At 36.8% G+C, this 24,224-nt stretch carries 21 protein-coding genes; 11 read left to right on the top strand and 10 right to left on the bottom strand.

Going from position 1 to position 24,224, the window contains the following annotated elements; translation table 11 throughout:
* Nucleotides 1-36: 36 nt before the first annotated feature.
* The 9 genes from ADICYQ_RS01795 to ADICYQ_RS01760 form a co-directional block, all read right to left on the bottom strand.
* Complete coding sequence (locus tag ADICYQ_RS01795) at nt 37-1,467, bottom strand: TolC family protein (RefSeq protein ID WP_040413951.1); 1,431 nt, start codon at nt 1,465-1,467, stop codon at nt 37-39.
* Nucleotides 1,457-4,684, bottom strand: coding sequence for an efflux RND transporter permease subunit (locus ADICYQ_RS01790; RefSeq protein ID WP_020890211.1), 3,228 nt, complete (start codon nt 4,682-4,684; stop codon nt 1,457-1,459). The genes ADICYQ_RS01795 and ADICYQ_RS01790 overlap by 11 nt, the downstream gene beginning before the upstream one ends.
* 24 nt (nt 4,685-4,708) lie before the next feature.
* Nucleotides 4,709-5,794, bottom strand: coding sequence for an efflux RND transporter periplasmic adaptor subunit (locus tag ADICYQ_RS01785; RefSeq protein WP_040413948.1), 1,086 nt, complete (start codon nt 5,792-5,794; stop codon nt 4,709-4,711).
* Between the two features lie 129 nt (nt 5,795-5,923).
* Nucleotides 5,924-6,277, bottom strand: a complete 354-nt coding sequence (locus tag ADICYQ_RS01780; protein WP_146947257.1) for a hypothetical protein — start codon at nt 6,275-6,277, stop codon at nt 5,924-5,926.
* 769 nt (nt 6,278-7,046) lie between these two features.
* Complete coding sequence (locus tag ADICYQ_RS01775) at nt 7,047-7,868, bottom strand: diacylglycerol/lipid kinase family protein (protein ID WP_020890208.1); 822 nt, start codon at nt 7,866-7,868, stop codon at nt 7,047-7,049.
* Between the two features lie 457 nt (nt 7,869-8,325).
* Nucleotides 8,326-8,607: a hypothetical protein gene (locus ADICYQ_RS01770; RefSeq protein ID WP_020890207.1), complete on the bottom strand. Its 282-nt coding sequence runs from the start codon at nt 8,605-8,607 to the stop codon at nt 8,326-8,328.
* A gap of 361 nt (nt 8,608-8,968) precedes the next feature.
* Nucleotides 8,969-9,211 carry a hypothetical protein gene (locus tag ADICYQ_RS25640; protein ID WP_020890206.1) on the bottom strand — a complete coding sequence of 81 codons (243 nt, stop codon included), beginning with the start codon at nt 9,209-9,211 and terminating at the stop codon, nt 8,969-8,971.
* A 65-nt stretch (nt 9,212-9,276) separates the two neighbouring features.
* Nucleotides 9,277-10,944, bottom strand: a complete 1,668-nt coding sequence (locus ADICYQ_RS01765) for an SGNH/GDSL hydrolase family protein (RefSeq protein WP_051160085.1) — start codon at nt 10,942-10,944, stop codon at nt 9,277-9,279.
* A gap of 44 nt (nt 10,945-10,988) precedes the next feature.
* Nucleotides 10,989-12,830 carry an FAD-dependent oxidoreductase gene (locus ADICYQ_RS01760; RefSeq protein ID WP_020890204.1) on the bottom strand — a complete coding sequence of 614 codons (1,842 nt, stop codon included), beginning with the start codon at nt 12,828-12,830 and terminating at the stop codon, nt 10,989-10,991.
* A 484-nt stretch (nt 12,831-13,314) separates the two neighbouring features.
* Between ADICYQ_RS01760 and ADICYQ_RS01755 the strand changes: the two genes are divergently transcribed.
* The 8 genes from ADICYQ_RS01755 (at nt 13,315) to ADICYQ_RS01720 (ending at nt 19,830) form a co-directional block, all read left to right on the top strand.
* A complete protein-coding gene (locus ADICYQ_RS01755) occupies nt 13,315-14,598 on the top strand; it encodes a PQQ-dependent sugar dehydrogenase (protein ID WP_020890203.1) in 1,284 nt (427 codons plus the stop codon).
* Between the two features lie 88 nt (nt 14,599-14,686).
* Nucleotides 14,687-14,905: a DUF1328 domain-containing protein gene (locus ADICYQ_RS01750; RefSeq protein WP_438830470.1), complete on the top strand. Its 219-nt coding sequence runs from the start codon at nt 14,687-14,689 to the stop codon at nt 14,903-14,905.
* Between the two features lie 63 nt (nt 14,906-14,968).
* Nucleotides 14,969-15,160: a hypothetical protein gene (locus tag ADICYQ_RS01745; RefSeq protein ID WP_040413944.1), complete on the top strand. Its 192-nt coding sequence runs from the start codon at nt 14,969-14,971 to the stop codon at nt 15,158-15,160.
* 290 nt (nt 15,161-15,450) lie between these two features.
* Nucleotides 15,451-16,017 (top strand): helix-turn-helix domain-containing protein, encoded by a 567-nt coding sequence (locus ADICYQ_RS01740; protein WP_020890200.1) that lies wholly within the window; start codon nt 15,451-15,453, stop codon nt 16,015-16,017.
* 9 nt (nt 16,018-16,026) lie between these two features.
* Complete coding sequence (locus ADICYQ_RS01735; protein ID WP_020890199.1) at nt 16,027-16,473, top strand: response regulator; 447 nt, start codon at nt 16,027-16,029, stop codon at nt 16,471-16,473.
* Nucleotides 16,474-17,249: 776 nt separating this feature from the next.
* Complete coding sequence (locus ADICYQ_RS01730; RefSeq protein ID WP_020890198.1) at nt 17,250-18,278, top strand: helix-turn-helix domain-containing protein; 1,029 nt, start codon at nt 17,250-17,252, stop codon at nt 18,276-18,278.
* 227 nt (nt 18,279-18,505) lie between these two features.
* Nucleotides 18,506-19,000, top strand: coding sequence for a ferritin family protein (locus tag ADICYQ_RS01725; protein WP_040413942.1), 495 nt, complete (start codon nt 18,506-18,508; stop codon nt 18,998-19,000).
* 368 nt (nt 19,001-19,368) lie between these two features.
* On the top strand, nt 19,369-19,830 hold the full coding sequence (locus tag ADICYQ_RS01720) for a response regulator (RefSeq protein WP_020890195.1): 462 nt from the start codon (nt 19,369-19,371) through the stop codon (nt 19,828-19,830).
* 116 nt (nt 19,831-19,946) lie between these two features.
* Here the strand turns inward: ADICYQ_RS01720 and ADICYQ_RS01715 are convergent, their stop codons facing one another.
* Nucleotides 19,947-21,782 carry an alpha-amylase family glycosyl hydrolase gene (locus ADICYQ_RS01715; RefSeq protein WP_020890194.1) on the bottom strand — a complete coding sequence of 612 codons (1,836 nt, stop codon included), beginning with the start codon at nt 21,780-21,782 and terminating at the stop codon, nt 19,947-19,949.
* 185 nt (nt 21,783-21,967) lie between these two features.
* Between ADICYQ_RS01715 and ADICYQ_RS01710 the strand changes: the two genes are divergently transcribed.
* The 3 genes from ADICYQ_RS01710 (at nt 21,968) to ADICYQ_RS01700 (ending at nt 24,039) form a co-directional block, all read left to right on the top strand.
* The gene (locus ADICYQ_RS01710; protein WP_040413939.1) at nt 21,968-22,786 is read left to right on the top strand and encodes a glucose 1-dehydrogenase; all 819 of its coding nucleotides are present in this window, start codon (nt 21,968-21,970) and stop codon (nt 22,784-22,786) included.
* A 279-nt stretch (nt 22,787-23,065) separates the two neighbouring features.
* Entirely contained in the window at nt 23,066-23,578 is a 513-nt protein-coding gene (locus ADICYQ_RS01705) for a pyridoxamine 5'-phosphate oxidase family protein (RefSeq protein WP_020890192.1), read from the top strand.
* A gap of 23 nt (nt 23,579-23,601) precedes the next feature.
* Nucleotides 23,602-24,039, top strand: a complete 438-nt coding sequence (locus tag ADICYQ_RS01700; RefSeq protein WP_020890191.1) for a response regulator — start codon at nt 23,602-23,604, stop codon at nt 24,037-24,039.
* The last annotated feature ends 185 nt before the right edge of the window (nt 24,040-24,224 follow it).

The following is a 24,224-nucleotide window of genomic DNA, read 5'->3' as shown; positions in this document are numbered from 1 at the left end:
TGCTATATAGGTGTTATTCAAATGGGATGAACCTTGTTAATTCCATCCACCACCGAGTGCTTTGTAAATATTTACTTTAGCATTCATCTGGCTCATTTTTATTTCTATTAGCTCCATTCTGGATTCTAATGCCTCCCTTTGGGTAAGCAAAACCTCCATATAATCAGCTCTGGCTGAGCGGAACAAACTATTTGAAATGGTAATAGATTGATTGAGTAAGTCAACTTCTTTAGACTTCGTCTCGTAGCTTTTACTTGTATTCGCTATTTGCGAAAGTTGATTGGCTACTTCTATATAAGCTTTCAAAATGGTTTGTTCATAACTGTAAACCGCTTGTAATTGCTTTGCATTGGCACTACTGTAAGTCGCTTTTATCGCATTCTTATTCACCAATGGTGCCATTAAATCCCCTCCCAAATTGTACAATATGGATTGAGGATTGACCAGGTATTTGGGGTTAAATGAACCGAATCCTACACCTGCCTCAATACTGAAAGAAGGGTAAAAATTAGCTCGTGCTATAGCAACGTCAAGTTTGGCTGCGGCTAAAGTGAGTTCAGCTTGCTTAATATCCGGTCTATTGATTAACAATTGGGATGGAATTCCAGAATGTATTTCATTGACCGAAATATCATTGAACCCAGAAGAGCTTCTTTCTATGCCTTGTGGAAAGCGACCTACAAGGAAGTTCAACCTGTTTTCAGTTTCAACAATCTGCTGCTTGATTTTGTATTGCAGGTTCTCGGTGTTGAGTACCTGGGCAGCAAATCTATTAACAGCCAACTGTGTTTCCTGAGCAGCTTGTTTTTGTTGTTCAATTATATGTAAAGCATTCTTTTGAATGCTTATGTTTTTTTGAATAATATCCAACAAGTTGTCCAATGCCATAAGCTCGTAATAAGAGCTTGAAATTTCTGCGATCAAATTAGTGACCATGAAATTTTTGCCCTCAACACTTGATAAATACCTTGCTACGGCTGCTTTCTTTCCATTGCGAAGTTTTTTCCAAACATCTAATTCCCAGGAAGCAAAGGCACCTACCATGAAATCAGGCAACGGATTAGGAATGGCTTGTCCTTCCCTGATATTCAAACTTTCATCCACAGCCCCATGCCGGGTGTATTCGCCATCTTTCTCCAATCCAGCACCAACTCCCAGGTTTACAAAAGGCAAATACTCTCCTTTTCTCGCTAGGATTTCGTTATTGTCCACTGCTATCTCCTGAAGCATAATGTTCAACTCCTGATTATTTGCAAGAGCTGTATCTATCAATGTGATTAACTGAGGATCAGTAAAGAATGCTTTCCAATTGGTATTGGCACTGTTAGTAGTGTCTTTAGATTGGTTAAAACTATCTGGAACTGAATTGCTTTCGTCAAATGTTGTCGCCTGAGGTATCTTACATCCCCAAACAAGGAGCATGCAAAGCAGCAGGGTTGTCGTATTATTTAGGAATTTATTGACCATTTTCTAGTTCATTTTTCGACAATAATTTCTTTAATTTCTTAAGCAATCTTGAATCATATTGCCTTTTAACATAGTCTTCACTAAGTGGTGTTTCATCTTCATCTCTGATCAGTGTCCTGCCTTCCGCGATACTGCCGAATATATAGTAGAGCCCTGGTACGATTATCACACCAAATATGGTTCCGAATAACATTCCACCCATAGCTGAAGAACCAATGGTTCTGTTGCCTATTGCACCAGCTCCTGTAGCCATTACCAAAGGAATAAGTCCAGCGATAAAAGCAAATGAAGTCATCAAAATAGGACGAAATCTAACCTTGGCACCGATTATAGCTGCCTCTAGAATAGTGGAGCCTTGCTGGTGTTTCTGAATAGCAAATTCAACTATTAACACCGCATTTTTCCCTAACAGACCAACCAACATAATCAAGCCAATCTGTGCATATATATCATTGGCGAGTCCCATGAATTTTAACATAAGGAAGGAACCAAAAACACCTATTGGTAAAGAAAGAATAACAGCCAATGGAATTATAAAACTTTCATATTGAGCAGCCAATACCAAATACACGAAGATCAAAACGACGATAAAGATGTAGATGGCCTCATTTCCTCTCCTGGATTCATCATAGGAAAGTCCTTCCCAAGCGATGTCATATCCATTGGGTAGCGATTGTTCCGCTACTTCCTGGATCGCTTTGATGGCATCACCACTAGTGTATCCAGGTGCCGGTACACCCTTGATAGAGGAGGAGGTGTATAGGTTGAACCTGGTGATTTCATTTGGCCCTTGCTTTTTCTCCATTTTCATAAAGGCAGAGTAAGGGACCATTTCTCCATGGTCATTCTTAATGAATAATTTCATGATATCCGAAGGCATTTTTCGGTATTCCGGAGCCGATTGGGTATAGACTTTAAAGAAATTCCCAAACCTTACAAAGCCTTGTTCATAAGTACTACCGATGAGAACATCCAGGTTTTCCATGGCTTTGCCTATGGATACACCTTTTTGCATGGCTAGTTTATTATCAATCGTCAACTCAAATTGAGGATAATTGGCAGCGAAGAAAGTAAACAGTCCGCTTAATTCAGGGCGCTCTCTTAACGCATCCATGAAGTCACGGTTGACCTGATCAAATTCCTGATAATCAACAGTACTGTTTTTGTCCAACATTCTTAAGGAGAAACCATCTGAAGCACCATAGCCTGGTACTGCTGGTGGTTCGAAGTATTCAATAACAGCTCCTAAGTCTTTGGTTTCTTCCTCTAGTTCCTCTATTATTTCTTTTACTGAGTGTTCTCTGTCCTCCCAGTTTTTAAGGTTAATAAGGCAAGTACCTGCATTTGAACCCCTACCTTCTGTAAGGATTTCATACCCTGCCAAGGAAGATACGGATTGGATACCATCAATCTCTTCAGCAATTTCCTGCAGTTTTCTTGATACTTCATTGGTGATTTCCAATGTAGATCCTGGAGGGGTCTGAATAATTGCATAAATCATTCCTTGATCCTCATTAGGGATAAACCCTGTGGGTAAGGTTTCATTGACTGCAAAAATGCCAAAACCAAAAGCTAGAAGAATACCATAGGTGACCACCTTTCGGTTTACAATAAGCTTAAGTAAGCCTTCATATTTATCGGTGATTTTTTCAAATTTTCTATTGAACCAATCCAAAAATAGATCGATAGGAGATCTCTTTCTAGGTTTTCCATGGTTGTTTTTAAGAATCATCGCACACAAAACAGGCGTAAGCGTAAGCGCTACCAACCCTGATAGGACGATTGCACTGGCCATTGTAATGGAAAATTGTCTGTAAAAAACACCTACAGGACCTGTCATAAAAGCAACGGGTATAAACACCGCAGTCATGACCAGTGTAATGGCTATAATCGCACCACTGATCTCCCCAAGTACTTTTTTCACAGCCTTGAATGGGCTGAGATTCTCCTCTTCCATTTTGGCATGGACTGCCTCAACTACCACAATCGCATCATCGACCACTATACCTATCGCCAATACAAGGGCAAATAGTGTGATCATGTTTATTGTTAACCCAAACAACTGCATAAAAACAAATGCACCTATCAAGGAAACAGGGACTGCAATAGCTGGAATAATGGTTGACCTTAAATCCCCAAGGAACAGAAATACAACTAAAGCTACTAGAATAAAAGCCTCTACTAAAGTATGCAATACCTTATCAATCGAGGCATCGACGAAAGTCGAAACATCGTAATTGATCTCGTAGGACATGCCTGGAGGGAAATCCTGTTCCAGTTCAGTTAATTTCAGTTTTACCTTGTCAATTACTTTACTGGCGTTACTGCCAAAGTTTTGCTTCAATACCATTGAAGCGGCAGGATAGCCATCTTTATTCGAGTAAATATCAAAGAACTCACTACCAAGTTCAACCTCTGCAATGTCCTTGAGCATCAAAATCTCACCTTCAGGGTTTGCCTTAATGATGATGTCTTCGTACTCTTCGGGTAAATTAAATCGACCTTTATATGTCAATACATATTCAATGGATTGAGCTGTTTTACCGGAACTCTGCCCCAGTCTACCTGGTCTACCGATTACACTTTGTTCATCAATGGCAGCCAGCACTTCCTCTGTGGAAATGTTGTATGCCCTCATTCTATCGGGTTTTAGCCAAACACGCATGGCATATTGGCGGCTACCAAGAATTGTGGCCCTACCCATTCCACTTATCCTTTGAAGCTCCGGTAGAATGTTGACATTCGCATAGTTGTACAGAAATTTCTCATCAGCATTTTTATCTGTACTGAAAAGGTTAACATACATCAACATACTCGGTTGGATAGGAGTGATGATTACACCCTCCCTCTGTACCAGAGGCGGGAGATTGTTCATCACCTGATCTATCCTGGTTTTTACGTTGACTACTGCCGCATTTGGATCCGTTCCAGGTTCAAATATTATCTGGATGGTGGCCTCTCCCGCACTTGTTGCATCGGAGATAATGTATTGCATTCCTTGTACACCATTAATCGCTCTTTCCAGAGGTATCAGGGTGGATTTGACCAGGACATCTGCACTAGATCCCGGATAGGCTATGAAAATATTTACTCGTGGAGGGGCAATTTCCGGGAATTGTGAAATTGGCCTTGTCGTAATAGCTAATATTCCTAGGAATATGATGGCCAGGGAGATAGCTATCGCTAAAACCGGCCTTTGTATAAACTTGCTAAACATGTCTAAGTAATTTAAAGGTTAAATTTACTCTGCATGAAGCAGGTTTAAATCTTTCAAAATTTCTTTTTGATCAAGAAAATCATATTTTATTTCTTGATTGTTTTTAACTTTTCTTAGGCCTTCAATTAGAATTTTATCATCCGCCTTTAAACCGCCACTTACCATGTACAAATGTGGAACTTCGTGAGCAATAGTTATTTCTGTTGTTCTTAAAGTGTTCGTGTCGTCGACAATAAAGACGTATTTTCTATCCAAAATCTCGAAGGTAGCTTTCTGAGGGATTATCAATGCATCATCAAAGGATACAGGCATTAATATATTACCCGTTTCACCATGTCTTAATACGCCCTTTTCATTAGGGAATGTAGCCCTGAAGGCAATGTTTCCTGTTTCATTATTAAAATCCGCTTCAATGGTTTCAATTATCCCTGAATGACTAAAGTTTTTGTTATTGGCCATTTTGAATTGTACTTCAGGCATATTATCTAAACCAGTTGTGGAGGCATAATCCAAATACTCAGCTTCAGGAACATTGAAATAAACCCACATTTTACTATTGTCGGATAAAGTTGACAATAATTCTCCTTCGTCTAAAAGGCTTCCCAGTCTTACCTGAAAGCGTCCCATAATACCGTCGAATGGCGCTCTTATTTCAGTAAATCCTAAGTGTGCTTTTGCTAGATTAAGTTCGGCTGTTGCCTTCGCTAGCTTTGCTCGGGACATGGCCAATTCATTGTAAGAAACGATATTGCTGTCTGCAAGGCTTTGTGTATTGTTGTATTCTATTTCTGCAAAATCTGCTTCTGCTGATGCTCTTTGCTTTTCAGCCTCATAGATAAGTGGCATGATTTGGAACATAAGTTGCCCTTTCTTAATGTGTTGTCCCTCATCTACAAACACTTTCTGCAAATAGCCTCTTTCAAGAGCTCTAAGTTCTATGTGTTGTATGGAATGAACCTGGCTTACATATTCCTGAAAAACTACGGTGTCCATTTTAATTGGGCTCGTAACTCGGAAGGTGGATTCATGATGTTCAGCCTCTTTTTTATGCTCGCACGCAGTATTGCCTAGTATTCCTACCAAACAGAGAAGAATTAATATCCTCGTCATAATAAATCTGATTTTTTGTAAAAGTTGAAATAGATTGCCCTTGTGCAGATGAAAATCTGCTTATTTAAAGGGGGTGGAATAAATCATGGGTAAAGACCCTAATGAAGTATTCGGGTGACTTGAAAAAAATTATACGAGGAAACTCTTCCAGGAATGGTGAAGAATAACGAGTGAAATTTTAGACCTATTATGATTAGATAGGTTCAATTGGGAAAACAAAGTTTTCTCCAGATTGTAACCTGCTTTTGAAAAAAAGGCTGAATTTACATAGAAGTTCTCACTGTCTTCATCCAGCGTCTTATTGGACTCATTTTCAGTTTCTTGTTCTTCAGGAGAATCTCCCTCGAATGGAAAATGCAAAAAGTAATGAATGTCACTTAGAATGTCATTGGCGGAAAGAAAAGAAACTTGCTGATTAGAGCTTTCTGAATGCTCTTCAGTAGAATTCCCACCCAAAAGAATTGGGCCAAATATTAGCATCAAAAAGCATGATGCTAAGGAGGTCCCTATTAGGAAGGGGTTCTGAATAGAATTCTTTATAAAATGTCTCTTACTTTTCATTTAGATCAACAAACCTATAAAAAAATTTTAATTGTTTTAATATTTTAACAATTTTTTTATGGAAAAGATATTTGATGAATTTGGAAAAAACGCTAAAAAATTAGGCTCATTCTAAAGTTTTAAAGACAATTAAATTCAGTAAACTAAAGTTTTTTCCTATAATCTGTATATAACAAATAGGATTTAATAATTTGTAAATTATTAAAAAATCAGCAGATTGTATGCTAATTTAGAAAAACTGTCACTCAGTTTTAAGCTCCCTTAGTTATTAAGTTTGACTTACTTTTTTTTGCAAATGGTTCGAATTGAGATTAAATATTCAAAGAAAAATAATTTTTAATATCATTTCAATAAATTACCATTTTTCTAAATATTCTGAAAAATACTGATCAATCAGCAAGCTTATGGTGGATTGTTTGTCTTTTGGAAAAGAAAATATTGAAATTTAGAATTAACATAATTCCTATTGTTCTAGATTTAGGGGCCTAAATCTAGAACAATAGGAGTATTGTATTGAGTGATTATTGCAATATTTAGGTTTTGGTGTAAGGTTACTTATATATAATCATGGATGCACCAAATTAAGGCAATCTATGTTTAGATCTTTTTCCCATCCTAAAAAATGGCTTAGCCCTTAGAGATACGTCCACTAATTGGAATACAATAAGCTATTGATGTTTGAAAGGATGAATTAATCTACATACTGATTGTCCTTTGAGGTAATTAAGCAAATGGCTCCTTTAATAATTTCAACTTTCAGTCGATCAAATTTCCCAATTACCTCACCGTCCAGTTGTAAAACTCGGGGTTGATCAAATTTCAAAATTGCCTTTTCTGTACTTATGGCGGTGATGTTTTCTTTCATATAAAAGACATCATTAAATTTAGAAAGGCCTGCATTGATTAAAAATTGAGCATTTAAATCTTTAACCAGGATAATTTCAAATTTGCCATCCATTGGGTTGCCGTTAATATTGAGGGGTATTCCAGTTCCGTATTTCCTTGAATTACAAATTCCTACCATCACTGCCTTTTCGCTTATTTTTTCATTGTTTGCATCAACTTCAATTTCGAATGGATCGATTTTCCTTAACTCATCCAAAAAGTATTTGGCATAGGTAGTCATTCCTCTATTGGAATCCTTTTCGTAGGAGGCTACGATCTCTGCATTTATTCCTACGTCACCAATATGGACAGAATAATATTTGTCATTGACTTTCAGCATGTCAAGGTTCTTGATCATGGAAGACATGATCAGGTCTTTTAAAGCTTCAATAGGGGTTGAGTTCACCCCCAATTCTACAGCCATACCATTTGCGGATCCTAGCGGGATAATACCCATAGGAATTTTCTTATCCATTAATACAATAGCCGAAAACAGGGTTGTACCATCACCACCGACAGAGGCAACTCTATCAGGAGCAAAATCTGCAATAATTTCCTTTACTTTTTCTTCATCATCTTCTCCAGTTGTTTTAAAAAAATGATTTACTATTCCATATTTAAGGCACAATTCTTTGGCATTTTTTTATAAATGGCTCTTTGTCCACATCCCCCAGAGATGGGGTTTACTATGAAAAGTAATTTCATGGTTTTTTGTTAGGTTTTTAGGTTGCTCAACTTTTTTAAAAATATTTCAATGTTCATAAACGATAAACCTTGAAATTTATTTTAGTTTGAAATTAATCATCACCTGACAAAGAATTGTAGTTATACAGGTGAAATTTTTGAATAAAGGAGAGGGAAAGTGCTCCCAAATTATAATACCTTATTAATGCGTAAAATGTCTTTTTTAAAATGTAGCATTTGCACCAAATACTATCTTAGCAATAAACTGATATTTTGGTGGAATTATTTTCCTGTCAATCAGTAATATTGTCTTGAATTGATGTTTAGACCGGTGCCAGTTTAAAACAGAAAGCAGCTGTCAAATAATTATTTAGACTGTCCTTTAGTTGTCATTTGTGGCTTCAAGAATCATACCTTGATTTGGAATTGTCTATTTCACAAGAGGTCACCAACAACCCATTTACACTTATTAGTTTATCTAGTCGGAATTTTTCACCGCTTTCTAGTACGATGAACTCTTCACTATTCTTGGTGAATAGATCTAATATTCTAGTGTTTATAGTGTTGCTATTTAAATCCTTATCAAGGAAAATTATTTTAACGATTTCTTTTCTCGTTGCCCAATCCTGTAGTCGGTCAAAGAAAGAACAATTAATAGGGACATATTTTTGAAACTCAGTCATACCTCAATGGACTATATTATTTCAGAATAAACGATTATCTAAGGGCTTGAGTTGTCCTTGTGATTTTACTGATCCCTAAAAGAAAGGCATCAGTATTTCTCATCACCTGATTTGGTCAATGTCTTAAAATTTCACCCACTAGCTCACCTGAATTCTCCCCATTCCCTTGTTATTGATGAATAAAGAATTAGCACCCTTAAATACTTCCTGCCACCCAATTCCATCTACAAGTATTAGATTAATGTCTCCGTTTTGGTTCTTTTTTGTGTCTGGATTTTTGCTGAGTTTAAAATAAATCCAGCAGTAGGGTTTTCCATCTTGTGAGTGATTTTCAGAATTACTTTAGTCTGGATTTAAATAATTAATTCACATAAAAGTATCGAATCCTACATACTTTAGGCTGGGAATCCTCATTTAGACTTTCAGGCACCCTTATTTCTAATAAGTGAGGGGCTTTTACTAATTCACTTGCTAAGGTATAATACCAAGGCAGATGAAGCTGATCGCTCCATTTGGTCAATAGGTCTAACTGCTGCCATTCTCCCTTATCAATTCTATAGCTAATATTGGCGGCATCCTGACCTGCAGCTACTACAATCCCCACAGTATTGCCCTCGAATCTTAGTTTAAGGGATTTAGCTCCTTTGTTCCCAATTAAAAAAGGCTCATTTACAAAGTCAGGTCTTGTTTTTTATTGTCATTTGGCTTCCAGTTTGAATCTATGTGCCATCCTTTAGCTAGTTGTGCCTCATTTATATCTATTAGTTTTCCCTTATCATAGGAATAAGGGTCTATCCTTTCTGGTGTCGAATAGCTGGTTGTTTTATCCGACATGTTTTGCCTTTTATTATAGCTATTTTTAAGGAAGGTGATAATAGAATTGCCGTAAATCCCTTGGCCAAACGGTGAAGGATGAAGATTTTTGAAATCATCTTCCCAGGTAAATTCCCCAGCATTGATTCTGTCTGTTACTTCTTTTGCCAGGTTTATGGTTGGGATATTATAATGGTCTGCTACTGACTGGTGGTTTTTGATTACTTCTGGCACTAAACCTTGGTTGTAGGAGGCCATTTTTCCGGGATCTACAAAATGCATTATAACGATATCCATTTCAGGATTTACTTCCCTCGCATGTCTGATGATGCCTTCCATTGCACGCTTTTGTTCAGTAGAAGTTCTCCCATTACCGGAATCGTTAACTGCTGCTTCCAGAAATAAGAGATCAATTTTTCCCTTGGCTAAAACATCTTTCTCCAATCGAAAGGCAGAAGGGGTACTTCCCATAGAAGGAATACCTGCATTGATAAACTCTAAATCAGTGTTTTGAAATCGGTTTTGCAGGTAATTGCTTACACTGTCCCTCCAGCCAGCATTGTGAGTGATAGAGCCACCCAAAAACGCTACTCGTCCACTTTCATTTTGAGAAAATTTGATTAAAGAATTCTTCATTCCCCCATTGCTCTGATGGTAATCTTCCGAACTCAAAGGTAAGGCTTGTATGGAGTGGTATTTGATGAAATCAGCTACTAAACGGGGTGTTTGAATGGGGAAGTGATGACCTTTTAGGCTTTGTTCACCAGCTACAGATGTCACCACTGTGGCAATGCCACCTGATTTTATGTACTTCTGAACAAAGGGCAGGGTGTTTTCATCAACAGGTACCACCTGATCCTCAAGCCCGATCATGTGCAATATAGGTACCCTGTGGGAAGGCAGCTCCATAAGGTTGTCGACTGGGTTATTTTTATATGCTTTTGCCACCTCATCATCGGCAAAGTTGTAAACTTCTTTAAGCTTGAGCCAATCCTTTGGAGACCCTTCACTTTCCCCAAATCCACCAGGCCAACTTTTGAAATCCAGTACAGGTGCTTCGGCATAAATGCAGGCAACTTTTTCAGGATTTTCTTTGGCCCAATTGTATATGAAAAGCCCGCCTCTGCTGACGCCCATTAAAGACACCTTTTGTTGAAGTTTATGCTCAACAGTTAGAAACGTGTGAAAATCATTCCAAACCTTAACGGCTTCAGGAGCCCCGAATAAATTGTCCGTATTAATATAGGCAAGATGAAACCCTTCGGATACCAAAATGCTATCCGCCTCAGTATGCCAGTCTGGGAATCTTGCACGCCAAATCCAGGGATTCCCTTGAAGTGGTTTCTTAGGTAGAATTAACCTGGCTTTTTTGCCTTGAAAATTAAAATCAAATCGTTCGAATCCTTTCCAATCGGATTCTTCAGCGCTGGCAATAAAATTATCTGAAAGATGGGATTGAGGGTAAGCTTCTACGATGAGAAAAAAGAAGCCTAAAAAAACCAGGTATGAAAAGATTTTCAACATTAATTTAAGGGGTATCATGGATTTTTTACTTATACAGTTTTGAACTATTCGTAAGCCCTGATTTCAAAAATCCGGGCATGATCTATACCTTGAGTAGCCAATACGGTGATTTTAACAGTGTCTATTGCTTCACCATTTAGTGTATGCTTGCGAAGTCTATGGTAATTGTTCGATTCCGATAAAGTCTCCATTAGCTGATCATTTAGGTAAGTATCGATTTGGTAATTTTTTACTGTTTCCGGTTGAGGGCTTCCCCAATGCATCTTTTTGGTGTATTCATCGGCAAGGCTGAAAGTGAGCACCCTATGCGCTCCGGTATCAAAAATTATCTGTAAGTGACGAATCTTTTTTGAAGCCTCCCAATGTAGTTCAATGGTCGCTGGCATGCCTGCTTCAGGATCACTCATCCATCGGTGGGTACCTGGAATAGCTAAATCGGAACGAACGCCCCTCTTACCATGAACACTGCGGTTTTGACCACTTATGATGTTGATGGCTTGCCCTTCTTTTTGTTCTGAATTGGCTTTAATCTGAGCCAATTTTACCAAGTCGTCATTTTCTTGGTTGGATATACCTGGTATGAATGCATCGTCTTTTAGAAGCTGTTGTTGGATATTGCCAAGCAATTTCTTGTCGCTTACAATAGCTGCCGGAGCTATGTCATTCTTTGCGGCCAATGCTGCAGCAGTACCTACTGCTTGTCCTACTACAGCACAAGTAGCCATCACACGTGTTGAGGCAAAAGCCACGTGGCTGGCAGAGATGTTTCTTCCTGCAAACATAAGGTTGGAAATGGTATTGCTGATGGTCGTTCTTAATGGTATTTGGTAGAGGTGGGGCACATCATGATGAATACAAGGTGATTCATTGATCGCATCTACCCCTGCAGGTGGGTGAATATCAATATGCCATCCACCATAACCGATGGCATCTTCGAAGGTATTGGCTTCTTGAACATCTTTTTGCGTCAAAGTATATTGGCCTTTAAACCTTCTGCTTTCCCTTTTGCCAGGTAGAAATCCACACCACTCTAAGGCCCAATTATCAGCGCCGTGGTCACCACCATTTTTTACATGGTCCCAAACACCCAACAAAATCGCGAGTAATTCATCTCTAATGAGCTCATTGTCTTTGATGGTGTCTAAGGTTCCACCCCATTCCAGCCACCAATAGCCATACTCTAATCCCAAATCCATGTCCATGGCTGGGGTGGCATGCGGCCTGAGAATAAGGTCTTCTTCTGTTATTTTCCGGGCCCAGGTAGGGGCGGTAAAAGGCATAGGTTCCCCATGTTTTTTAGCCTGAAACATGAGTGATGAGCCTAGTCTTAATTTATCACTTTTATCTTGAGCCAAACTTTCACCGAAAGTAGATTTTGCCTCTCTACCTTCATAATAGGGAGCTTCAGAACAGGCACCTATAGTGCCATCTCCTGTGCAATCAATGAAAATTTTGGCTTCAATTTCAAATTCATCTTCTGTAGACTCTCTTCTGGCAAAAGCCTTTTTGATCGTTTTGCCTTGTAATTCGGTGGCATATACCCTGGTATTAAGCATTAATTCCAGGTTAGGCTCATTCCGGCATTTGTCATACCAAATCAAGTCGAAAACCGATGGTGACCGCTGGGGATTGTTCACGCTTGCGTCAAGACGAATTTCTTCGATTATACCTGACTCTCTGGCCTCAACCGATAAAGATTCCCCTCGCTTACCGCTGCAATCAGCACCTACTATGTGCATTCGAACTTCACTAGAAGCATTTCCACCTAAAACGGACCTGTCCTGGCATAGGATAACTTTTGCACCAATTCTAGCAGCAGCCAATGCTGCAGGCAAACCTCCAGGACCTCCCCCTGCTATCAAAATATCGCAATTAAGTTGTTTCATCTTTATAGCTAATTTCTGTTATCAATTCAAAGATAGTTTTTATGATGGCTACTAAATAAGTTCTATAAAAAAATCCTAAGAATTTGTGACCGAAAACCTGCTTTTAATACAACTCTTGTCCAAATCCATCTTTTTTTATTGCGGTAATTATTCAAACTATCCTGTAACCAACAGAGGATTCATAAGAATCAATCTTAGGTAAGGCCTTGTTATTTCAAAATATCAATGCTGTTTGACTAAGATCAAAATAGGTGATATTTCTGTAATAATAATCATCATTTTAAATTATGGTACATGATTTGTGCTAATTAAACTGAGAATTATTAAAATAGGATTAGGAGTCCGAAAGCAATGGGTCTACCTGCTTTCGATACATATAGGGTTAAGGTAGAATCTTCTTCGGTTTAAAATAATTGATGCTGATCGGTATTCATTTATCGTATCAAAACCGAAATATAATTAATGGAGAATAAAAGGAAAAAATATGAAAAGAGGGTTGTTTGTTATTTTAATGATAAGTGTTTTAGGCTGTCAGGATAGAAAGTTGACTGAAACTGAAAAGGAAGAGTATGCCGATAAAGGAAGTGTTACGGTTGAAACGGCTGTTGGCGATCTTACATTGGAGGCTCCCTTCACATCAGAATCGGTTACCAATCAAAGCAAAATTGTTGATTGGCCTGAAGGTGTGACGCCTAAAGCCCCAGAGGGTTTTGTTGTCACCCGATTTGCAGAAAACCTGGATCATCCAAGGTGGACTTATATCGCTCCCAATAAAGATATTTTTGTAGCCGAATCCAATACCAAAAAAAGCGCAAATCGAATTACACTTTTACGTGACAATGATGGGGATGGAAATGTTGACGAACAGCACGTTTTTTTAGAAAACCTTAACCAAAATTTCGGAATGTTGGTACTTGACGGGTTTTTTTATGTGGCGAACACAGATGGTCTTTACCGCTATCCCTATAAAGAAGGGGATACAAATTTGACAAGTGAAGGGGAGAAAATTGTAGCACTTTCTGCAAGTGGCTACAATAATCACTGGACGAGGAACATCATTGCCAGTAAGGACAAGGATAAAATTTATATTTCTGTAGGTTCTGCAAGCAATGCAGGTGAACAGGGAATGGAAAAAGAAGAAAGAAGAGCCAATATTTTACAAATTAATCCAGATGGGTCAGGGGAGATCACTTATGCGAGTGGATTAAGAAACCCTGTAGGAATGGATTTCAATCCTGTAACCGGAGAACTTTGGACTGCAGTAAATGAACGTGATAAGTTAGGCGACAATCTGGTTCCGGATTACATCACCAGTGTAAAAGAAGGTGGTTGGTATGGTTGGCCTTACAGTTATTATGGGCAGGTAAAGGATCCTCGATGGAAGGATGATCCCCATGAGGAGATGGTGGCTAAAGCCATTGTTCCAGATGTGCCTGTTGGAAACCATACAGCATCATTAGGCATTGCTTTTTATAATGCAGATAGATTTCCTGAGAAATATAAAAACGGAGCATTTGTAGGCCAACATGGTTCATGGAACCGAGCTAAATTGTCTGGATATAAAGTTCTTTTTGTTCCTTTTGAAAACGGGAAGCCTACAAAGGCGGAAGATTTTCTTACTGGATTTATTGCAAACGAAGAGAAAAGCGAAGTTTTTGGAAGGCCCGTATGTGTGGTTGTCGCACCAGACGGCTCATTATTAGTAAATGATGATGACGGAGGAATTATTTGGAAAGTTTCACCTAAGTCTACCGAAAGTACAGAGTAGTTGCCTATCACTTAATAATATTCTGAAATCGGATTGAAGTAAGATTATAATTTATTGAGACAATAGGACTGAATCTTAAATGATAATTTTGAAAATAGGTATAAAAGTGCCTTGCTTAGTTATTATTAACCCTAAAAAATTCACTATGCTACGTTGGACAATTATTTTCATTATTATAGCAGTTATTGCTGCGATATTTGGTTTCGGCGGCGTTGCTGAAGGAGCAGCATCTATCGCGAAAGTGATCTTCTTTATTTTCGTTGTCTTATTTCTTATATCCTTGATTTTCGGACGAAAGGGATTTTAAGCATTTTAAACCAGCATTTGCATTTAAATTAATTCGAAAACATTTAAACTAAAGTTAGAATTTATGAAACGTTATATTAATATTTTCCTGATTGCATTGATGACAACATCTTTCTTGTCACTAACAAGTTGCAGAGAAAAAAAAGAGACTACTGGCGATAAAATAGAGGAGGCAGTTGAAGATACTGGCGATGCTATTGAAGAAGGCGCAGAAGAAGTGGAAGATGAAATCGACGACGCTACCGATGATAATTAGTAGGCAGACTTAGAAAATTGAATTCTGAAGCGGATTTTTCTTTAAAGAAAAATCCGCTTTTTTTTGGCCCTGCGATAATCATTTATTTGTAATACGTAGTATCCCTGTTTATTGGGACCAAGTAGTTTTTTTAATCTACAACAAAAATAGGATTAAAGTTCATGGTTTCAGCTATTTGCGTTCAAAAAGGTAAATGGCTTATTTTTTATTGAAATTTCAGGATTTTAATACGAAATTTGTGATTATCTTGCCCCAATTCTGGACAATAAACTTTAATTGGTTCATTTTTAATGAAGATTTATCTGAGATATAATTTCAAGGTGATTTGTGAAACGGTGGTACGGGAGCAATTGGAGAAGCTTGAGATATCCTATTCATCAACGGATTTAGGAGAAGTAAATACCTTAGAACCATTATCACTTGAGACAAAGGAAAAACTTTTTAAGGCATTGAAGGGATATGGGATTACAATGTTGGAAGACCAAAAAGAAACACTTGTAGACCGTATTAAAAACACCATTGATGAAATGTTAATCGATGAAAACGCTCGAATATTGAAAGTTTCAAGCTATTTGTCTGATAAGCTCAATTACACTTATTCCTATTTGTCTTCTGTATTTTCAGAAAACACCTATTCATCCATTGAGAACTATGTGATTTTAAGAAAAGTTGACCTTGTGAAGGAATTGTTGTGTGATGAAGACTTGACATTAACGGAAATCGCATATCGTTTGAACTATAGTAGTGTCTCCCATTTATCTGGACAATTTAAAAAAACTACAGGGCTAACCCCAAGTAGTTTCCAGCGTATTATGCGTCGAAAGAAAACTCAAACACTTCAAAGTTTTAAACCTTAATTCCTTAATATGGATACTAACTTTCTGAGTGTTGCACTTGCTGATGATGATGAAGATGATAGATTGCTTTTTGATGAAGCGATTAAACAGCTATCTATAAAAACCGAACTAACTCTTTTTAAAGATGGTCAGGAACTTATGGACTATCTTTTGATTCCGGATGTTGCACACCCAAATTTAATTTTTCTGGATTTAAATATGCCAGCAAAAAATGGGATGCAATGCTTGCAAGAAATCCGTCAAAATACCGCCTTGAAAGACCTTATTATTGCCATCTATTCTACCTCTTCTTCAGAGCAGGACATTGAAGAAACATTTGTTAATGGGGCCAATATTTATATTAATAAGCCCACTAGTTTTAGTAAACTTAAGGAAGTGATTGAACGAGTGCTGCATTTGAATTGGCAGTACCACACCTCTAATATGAATCGAAATACATTTTTGTTTCGATTTTAACCCTATTTCCTCTGATTGTACCTCGCTACTCTTTGGTTTCTAAAGAGATATTAATTGATTTTTTTTGCCCAAAATATTGAGATTATTTATCAAACCCATCTCAGTAAACCAAGAAATTGGGCGGTTGTAGTATTTAGCGGGAGTTCTTCAATCGAATTTTCTTTCTCATATAAAACATGCTTAAACAGCAGCTTTTTTACCGACAAATTTATTGAACTGAAACTTTTAAATCAGAACGCACAATGATTGGCAAATTTTGATGCAAGCCATCCGAAATAATAAAAGTCGACCATTTTTTAGAATTTAACGACACTTAAGATTTTAATAGTCGAATCCTAGACCTAGGTGATTTGATAAAATAGTCCCTTATAAATCTTCTTTTACATATGGTTTTAAATTGTTATTGTATTGGTATTTAATTGTTTGTATAATAATTTCTATTGAAATCAAGCTGTTTAGAATTTAGGTTTTAGATAGAATTATCAAGCTTTAAAAAGTTTTTTCCTACCTGGGTATTATATAGAACATGAAATTTTGCAACGTAAACCCAAAGTTCTGTAACTTATTTGGTGCCACCTTTAAGATATTTGTTGAAGGATTTGAGTTAACAATCAACTTTTCTATTTGTGATTAAAAGTATTTATATAAATAAAGCTTTAAATGACCCGATAGAGATTGTTAAATGGGGATTTGCCACTCAGCCTATGTTTGAATTGAATAACCAATTTACCTGAGTTGAGGCTCAAAATTTAATGTTTAACCCTATATCTAACGTTATGAATACCATATCCCTTTCTTCGACAGCCATTAAAAACATGTTCGATCAGTTGCAACAAAATTTTAGTGGAAACCTTAGTGTTAAGGTTAAGGAACATATCCTGGATATTGACAATGAATTTGGTCGTGGCCGGATTAGAGGTATTACTTTCAAAAGTGGTATTTCCTTATTAGAGTTTGACGTAAAGTTTTCACAAGACTTTACTTTACGTGCAGGTACAGCTGAGAATCCTCCCATCTGTTTTGCTTACTGTTTGCGAGGGAAAGTTACCCATAGTTTTGGTAACCAATCTAATAAAAAGGTACTTGAGAATTTTCAGACGGGAATTTTAACAAATAAAGCTTTTGAAGAAAATGTGCTTCATTTCACAAAGGGTGAACACATTAAGATATCTCTGATTGTTGTAAAGACTACTTCAAATCAGAATATACTTAGAAAACACAATTTGAATTATAGGATCCAGAAGTCATTTTTAAGAGGAGAAGAATCGAAAAATTCAATTTATATAGGATCCTATAATTTGAAAATAGCTGACAAAATTCAACAACTTGAAGCCATACAGCAACGTGGAATTGTCAGAAGTCTAATGATCGAAGGATTGGTTCACTTGATCCTTGCTTACGAAATTCAGCAGCATACTGATGACGTGAAAAACAAGGAAATGAACAAAGGAAATTTAACCCACAGGGAATTGGGAGCTGTGCGTGAAGTTTCAAAAACAATTCAAAATTTCCCTGAATCGCAACATTCAATTTCAGAGTTGAGTCATCAATCTGGATTGTCTCCAGGGAAATTGCAAGAAGGTTTTAAACTAATGCATGGAACTACTGTTAGTGATTATATCAGAGCTTTGCGTGTGGAAAAAGCAGAAGAGTTGATAAAAACTTCAGATCTCAATATATCGCAAGTGGTGTACAGTGTAGGCTTTACGAGCAGGAGTTATTTCTCGAAGATCTTCAAGCAAAAATACAATTGCAGCCCAAAAGAATATAAGGAAAAACAACAGCTGATGAGTTTATCAGCATAAAACATTAAGATCAAACCAACTATTTTAATTACCAATAACCAACCTAAAGCCGTCTAAATTAGACGGCTTTTTTGACCAAAAAACAACAATTTATACACATGTTTTCCAGTAGTGTTTCTCTGAATGAGACCCTATAAGGAAATTGGGTGGATTAAACTTGTTTTAGCCTAACCTACCTGTTTTATTTTATGGCTAATAGGTTAAAATGGGGTTAAAAGCATAACAAAATGAGACCAACTGAGACATATCTTGAGTACACTGATCTAAGTGTGAAAATTAACATAAAAATATTCCAACAACTATTAGCAGATGAATTGGTATTGTATGCTAAAACCTTGGGGGCCTCATCTAGAGTTATTACTAATAAAGATGATAGCATTACTTTTTTTCATGATAAAATCAGAATGATAGAAAAAGCGCTTTATATCATTAATAATCAGATAAGAAAACTTAATTTCAATTCCCAAGGTACACTTAAGAATAGGTTGCAAAATGCGAATTTGAATGAGTTTGATACCAAATCATCTGATTCAGAGTATTTTATAAGGAATTTGTTAGATGATCACCAATTGATTATAGAATCCATACGTAAATACTTAAAAGATGATTTTATCTACCTTAACTCCAATGATTCACTTAATTTAATAGCAGAAGTGCTTCAACTTCATATTGAAATGACCTGGTTATTAAGGGACCTTTTGATTAAAATTAATTATTCATAATATTTTTATTATTTCTCTTAAGTTATTTGAAAATCATTACCTGAACTTCCTCAGGGAATGATTTTTTTTCGTTTTATAAAGGATATTGACGCTTATGACTGCTTTTTAATTTGCAATGCCCTCTCAAAGATCTTTCTGTAAAACCACTTAGCATTTTAGCAATTGAAGGGTACTTTAAGTTCTTGATATTAAGTTGAAAGTTAAGAAATTTACCCACTCGTTCCTCCCCTTGTTTTATTTTATGATAGGTTCATAACTTACTTTGGTCTTATTTTTGAAGATATGTCTTCATCCAAAGTGAAATTAAATTTAATTTTCCACCCATTTGATTCTTCGCTTAAGAATTTCTTTGGATTAAATTATTTGCCATGACCGATTTTAAAAATAAATTCAATGAGAATTTACTCATCTTAGCTGATGATGATTCTGATGATTGTGAGCTTTTTCAAGATGCTATTACAGCCATAAATGCTAATGTGAGAACCATTATATTTAATGGTGGAATTCAGCTCATGGAGTACCTAAACGATGAAATTGCAGAATTGCCGGATATTTTGTTTTTGGACCTTAACATGCCTAAAATGAATGGTTTTGAGTGTTTGGAAGAAATTCGAAAAAATATCCGATTAAAGGATATTTGTGTCATAATTTTCTCGACCTCATTCAATCCTTCAGACGTAGATAAATCTTATAGTCTTGGAGCGAATGGGTATATTCAAAAGCCTTATAGCCAGAAAGAAATGACTAACATTCTTAAAAGTACTTTGGATACTGACTGGAATGATCCATGTTCAGCGCTGGACAATCACAATTTCGTAATTCAAGCATAAAACAACATCCTAATTATTTACCATAGACTTTGGTTAAATGAAGTCTGTTGCCAAATGTGTCCAAACCACCAACAATGTGGGAGGTTTGGACACGGTATGAGCAAATCAGAAACAATCTATTCCATATTTCTGGTTATAATTAAAGAAGCATATTCAGCAATTGTAAATGTTAATTTGTGTGGTAGGTTGTCATAGTTATCACCCTCTGATACCGTTAATTCAGTATTTGCTGTATAAAAATCATCCTCATCGTATCCTGAATAACTACTATTAAAAATGGTTTTCCAAGATCCTGCAAATGGAGTACCTATATCATAATTCTCAAATCTTTGATTTGAGAAATTTAGCACAATCAAAACTGGATTATCGGGGTATTCATCATGACTTCTAAGGTAGGCAAGTACATTGTTTTCTTGATTAAAATGAATGATTTGTATATCTTGACCTTGTAGTCCTTGTAGGCTTTTTTCCTGGCTCAACCTTAATTTTATCAGGTCTTGGTACAATTTTGTAATCCCTTCAAAATGGTTTGCTTTTTCCCAATCAAGCCCTTGGTTGTCATCAAAAAAACCATCTTCTAGAAATTCCTGCCCTTGAAATATCATAGGTATTCCAGGAGAAGTGAATATCAGTGTTGCACCGAGTACAGACCGTTTTTTAGCAAATTCGCCATCAGCCTGCCCAGGTTGAATTTCTTCAGGTATTCGAGAACTTCCGTTGGCTACTTCATCATGTGATTCTGTATAAACTATTCTTTCAAATACATCGTAATTGTATTTGAAAGTCAATGCGTTTACAACCTCCTGCAAATTGCGGGAATTGTCCTCCTCGTGAATCAAAATATTCCTTACTTTGTGTACAAAATGAGAATCCCATTGTGTATTAAAATTAAGTCCATCATAGTATTGGTCTTGTGTAACTATGGTGTCTGCATTTAGGTCCTCTGCAATCAATATTTTTTCTGGATATTTGGCCCTTATTTCCCCATTGATATCCTGAATCATTTTTTTGCCTTCAAAAATCTCATTCCTTTCGTATCCGGTTCCTCCCTCTACAAATCGAATATAGGAGGTAGCGTCCCACCTCAGACCATCACAATGGTAATCCTCCAACCACATTAAAGCATTGTCTCTTATGAATTGACGCACTTCCGGCCTTCCATAATCTGGCCTTGAATGTCCCCATGGAGTTTCTGCCCGATAATCATTATAGAAATAAATCCCACCATTGTCATTTTCATTCCAGCCATCGAATTGCCATAAGTCAGAGTCGGAAGAGCCAAAATGGTTGTAAACAACATCCATCAATACTGCCATACCATGTTTGTGCGCAGCATTCACAAAAGATGCAAAATCCTCAGGAGTTCCATAGTCTGTTTCTATAGAGAAAGGTGAAGAAGGATTATAACCCCAGGATATTCCTCCGGCAAATTCTGCTATGGGCATAATTTCAATGGCGTTGATGCCAAGGTTTTTTAGGTAACCCAACTTTTCAATAGCACTTTTAAATGTTCCTATTCTTGGTTCCCCTGAATCGATTTTCTGATGAAAAGTACCGATATGCATTTCATAAATTACCAATTGATTTAAACTTGGTATTTTAAAATTATCGATTTCCCAATCGAATGCTCTTTTCGCAATCACTGAATTGCCGTTACTATGGGTCATCTGCCGAGCGTAAGGATCATTTCTAAGCAAAGTATTGCCATTAGATTTTAATGCAAACTTGTATTCTGCACCCACATTGGCCGATGGAACATGAATTGCCCAGTATCCATTGTGTTCCGAATTCATGGGGTGCTCATTCTCATCCCAATTATTGAAATCACCTACTACTGATACATTCTCAACATTAGGTGCCCATACACGGAATGTTGTTCCTTCTTGTGGACAGGGTATTGCACCCATCCCATCTAGTAAATTTTCCTTTTTATCTATTGTAGCTGTTTCCATTTTTTCTCAGATTAACTGCGTAAAATAAAGTCTAAATTGATCAATAAATAGCTTCTAAAAAGTTAATTTTTACCTCTAAAGTAATAAGTTAAAAAAAATATTTAGCATCCATTTTTACTTTTTAAGAGCAATGTTTATTGCTGTTTAAATCTACATTGAATTTTAAAAATCATGAGGCTAAGAATATGAAAAATAACAATAAAAGACTTGAAAATCAGACATGTATTGTCACTGGTTCAAGTGCTGGAATAGGAAGTGCGATTGCGAAAGCATTAGGCTGTGGGGGAGCAAATGTAGTGGTCAACTACCGGAAAAGTAAAGCGGAGGCGGAGGAAGTTGCCCATTGGATCGATAATAATGCTGACTGTGGAGAGGCACTTGTTCTAAAAGGTGATGTAAGTAAAGAAGAGGATGTGAAAAACCTTTTTAAAAAGACAATAGATCACTTTGGTACAGTGGATGTATTAGTAGCCAATGCTGGCGTTCAAATTGATCATAAATTACATGAAATGCCTTTAGAAGCTTGGAAGAAAGTAATTGATGTTAATCTAACAGGGCAATTCTTATGTGCAAAGGAAGCCATTATTGAATTTTTAAGAAGAGGGATGCGGCCTGATGTGTCCAAATCTCTTGGGAAAATCATCCATATAAGTTCCGTTCATGAAGAAATTCCCTGGGCGGGCCATTCAAATTATGCAGCTTCAAAAGGTGGGCTTTTATTGTTAATGGAAAGTATTTGTCAGGAATATGCCTCTTCAAAAATAAGGTGCAATAGTATTGCTCCCGGGGCTATAAAAACCGAGATTAATAAGGAGGTTTGGAGTTCTAAAGAAGGTATGGAGCAACTTTTAAAGTTGATCCCTTACAAACGGATAGGAGTGCCGGATGATATTGGTAAAGTGGCAAGCTGGCTGGCATCTGATGAATCCGAATATATAAATGGGACATCAATTTTTGTGGATGGGGGCATGACATGTTATCCTGGTTTTTCTTCTAATGGGTAAATTTTAAACGGGCCTTCTTAAAGCAGGTCTATGTTTTTTAAATTGCTGTTAACCATACCAATTATCGGATTTGGGCCGTGGATTGAGTGTTTAATTGGACTTGAAATCGGCAGAGGATTATTGACTTTTGATGGTGTATTAAGACAAATTCATAACTCTTTAAAAAATTAGTGCTTTGAAGTACAAAGATGCTTATCTTTTTTGAGTTAATTTCTAATTTAATAGTAGCATACCTATGGATATATCCGCTTTATATTTAGGGTAAATAAAATTAAATTTATGAGCAGAGAAAACTTATTTAATGAAGAAGCCATAGCCAAATTAAAAGAATTGGCTGAAGACATACGTTTTGCAATAATGGGTACAAACCTAAATTCAATACCTCCGCATTTAATACCAATGAGTACCAAGGATGTTGATGAGGACGGATGTGTCTGGTTTTTAAGTAGTAGTGAAAGCGAGCACAATCAGAATATTAATAAGGACAATAATATTCAATTGATTTACTCCAAGCCGGATCAGATGAGCTTTTTGACCGTTTTTGGTCAAGCGGTTATTTATAAAGGTAAGGTAGTTGTGGAGCGGTATTACGGAAGTGCAGATGATGCATGGTTTGATGGAGTCGATGACCCTAATTTAACAGCTATCAAAGTCATTCCAAAAGAAGCCCAGTACTGGGATACCGAAAGCGGAAAATTCATCAGTCTATTGAAGATGGGGATTGGTGCTATAACTGGGGATAAACCAGATCTAGGAGAGCATGGTGATTTGAACATCCCATTGAGTAATTAGTAAAGTAACCGATAAATATAAAAATGGAGCCAATCCGAATTTTCATTGCCGATGATGATAGAGATGATAGGGAGATATTCTTGGAGGGTTTAGAGAAATTGCCCATAGATAAATTAGTGAGCCAATTTGACAATGGGGTTGAATTAATGAAAGGTCTTCATGCCAATAGTCAATTACCTGATGCCATCTACCTCGATTTATATATGCCCCTCCAAAATGGATTTGAATGTCTTACTGATATTCGCGAAGTTCCTGAATTTTCTGATATTAAGATTATAATCTATTCCACTACCTATAATCACAATGTAGTAGATTTATTGAAGGAAAACGGAGCGAACCAATACATACAAAAACCTATTTCTTTCAGCCATTTGAAAACATTGTTGAACAAATCTATGAAATCCATAATGGAGACTAAAACGGACCCGAGTTTACAGGATCAATTTTTTGTAATGTTGTAAAAGGTGCCATAGTCATTGGTAAATTAACCTTATCAATATGGCTTTGAATGGATATGAATAGGGGTAAGTACAGTGATCCATTCTTTGAGTTTTTAAGTACCTATTGAATAAGCCTTCTTTTTTTAGGCAAGATTGAGTTTTTGTAAGACTGAACTAGGAGCTAATTGGGTTCCTTTTATGAAACA

This window comes from Cyclobacterium qasimii M12-11B (assembly GCF_000427295.1).
Taxonomy (GTDB): domain Bacteria; phylum Bacteroidota; class Bacteroidia; order Cytophagales; family Cyclobacteriaceae; genus Cyclobacterium; species Cyclobacterium qasimii.
Note: the sequence above shows the minus strand (reverse complement) of the source record. Positions and strands in the feature narration are given on the sequence as shown.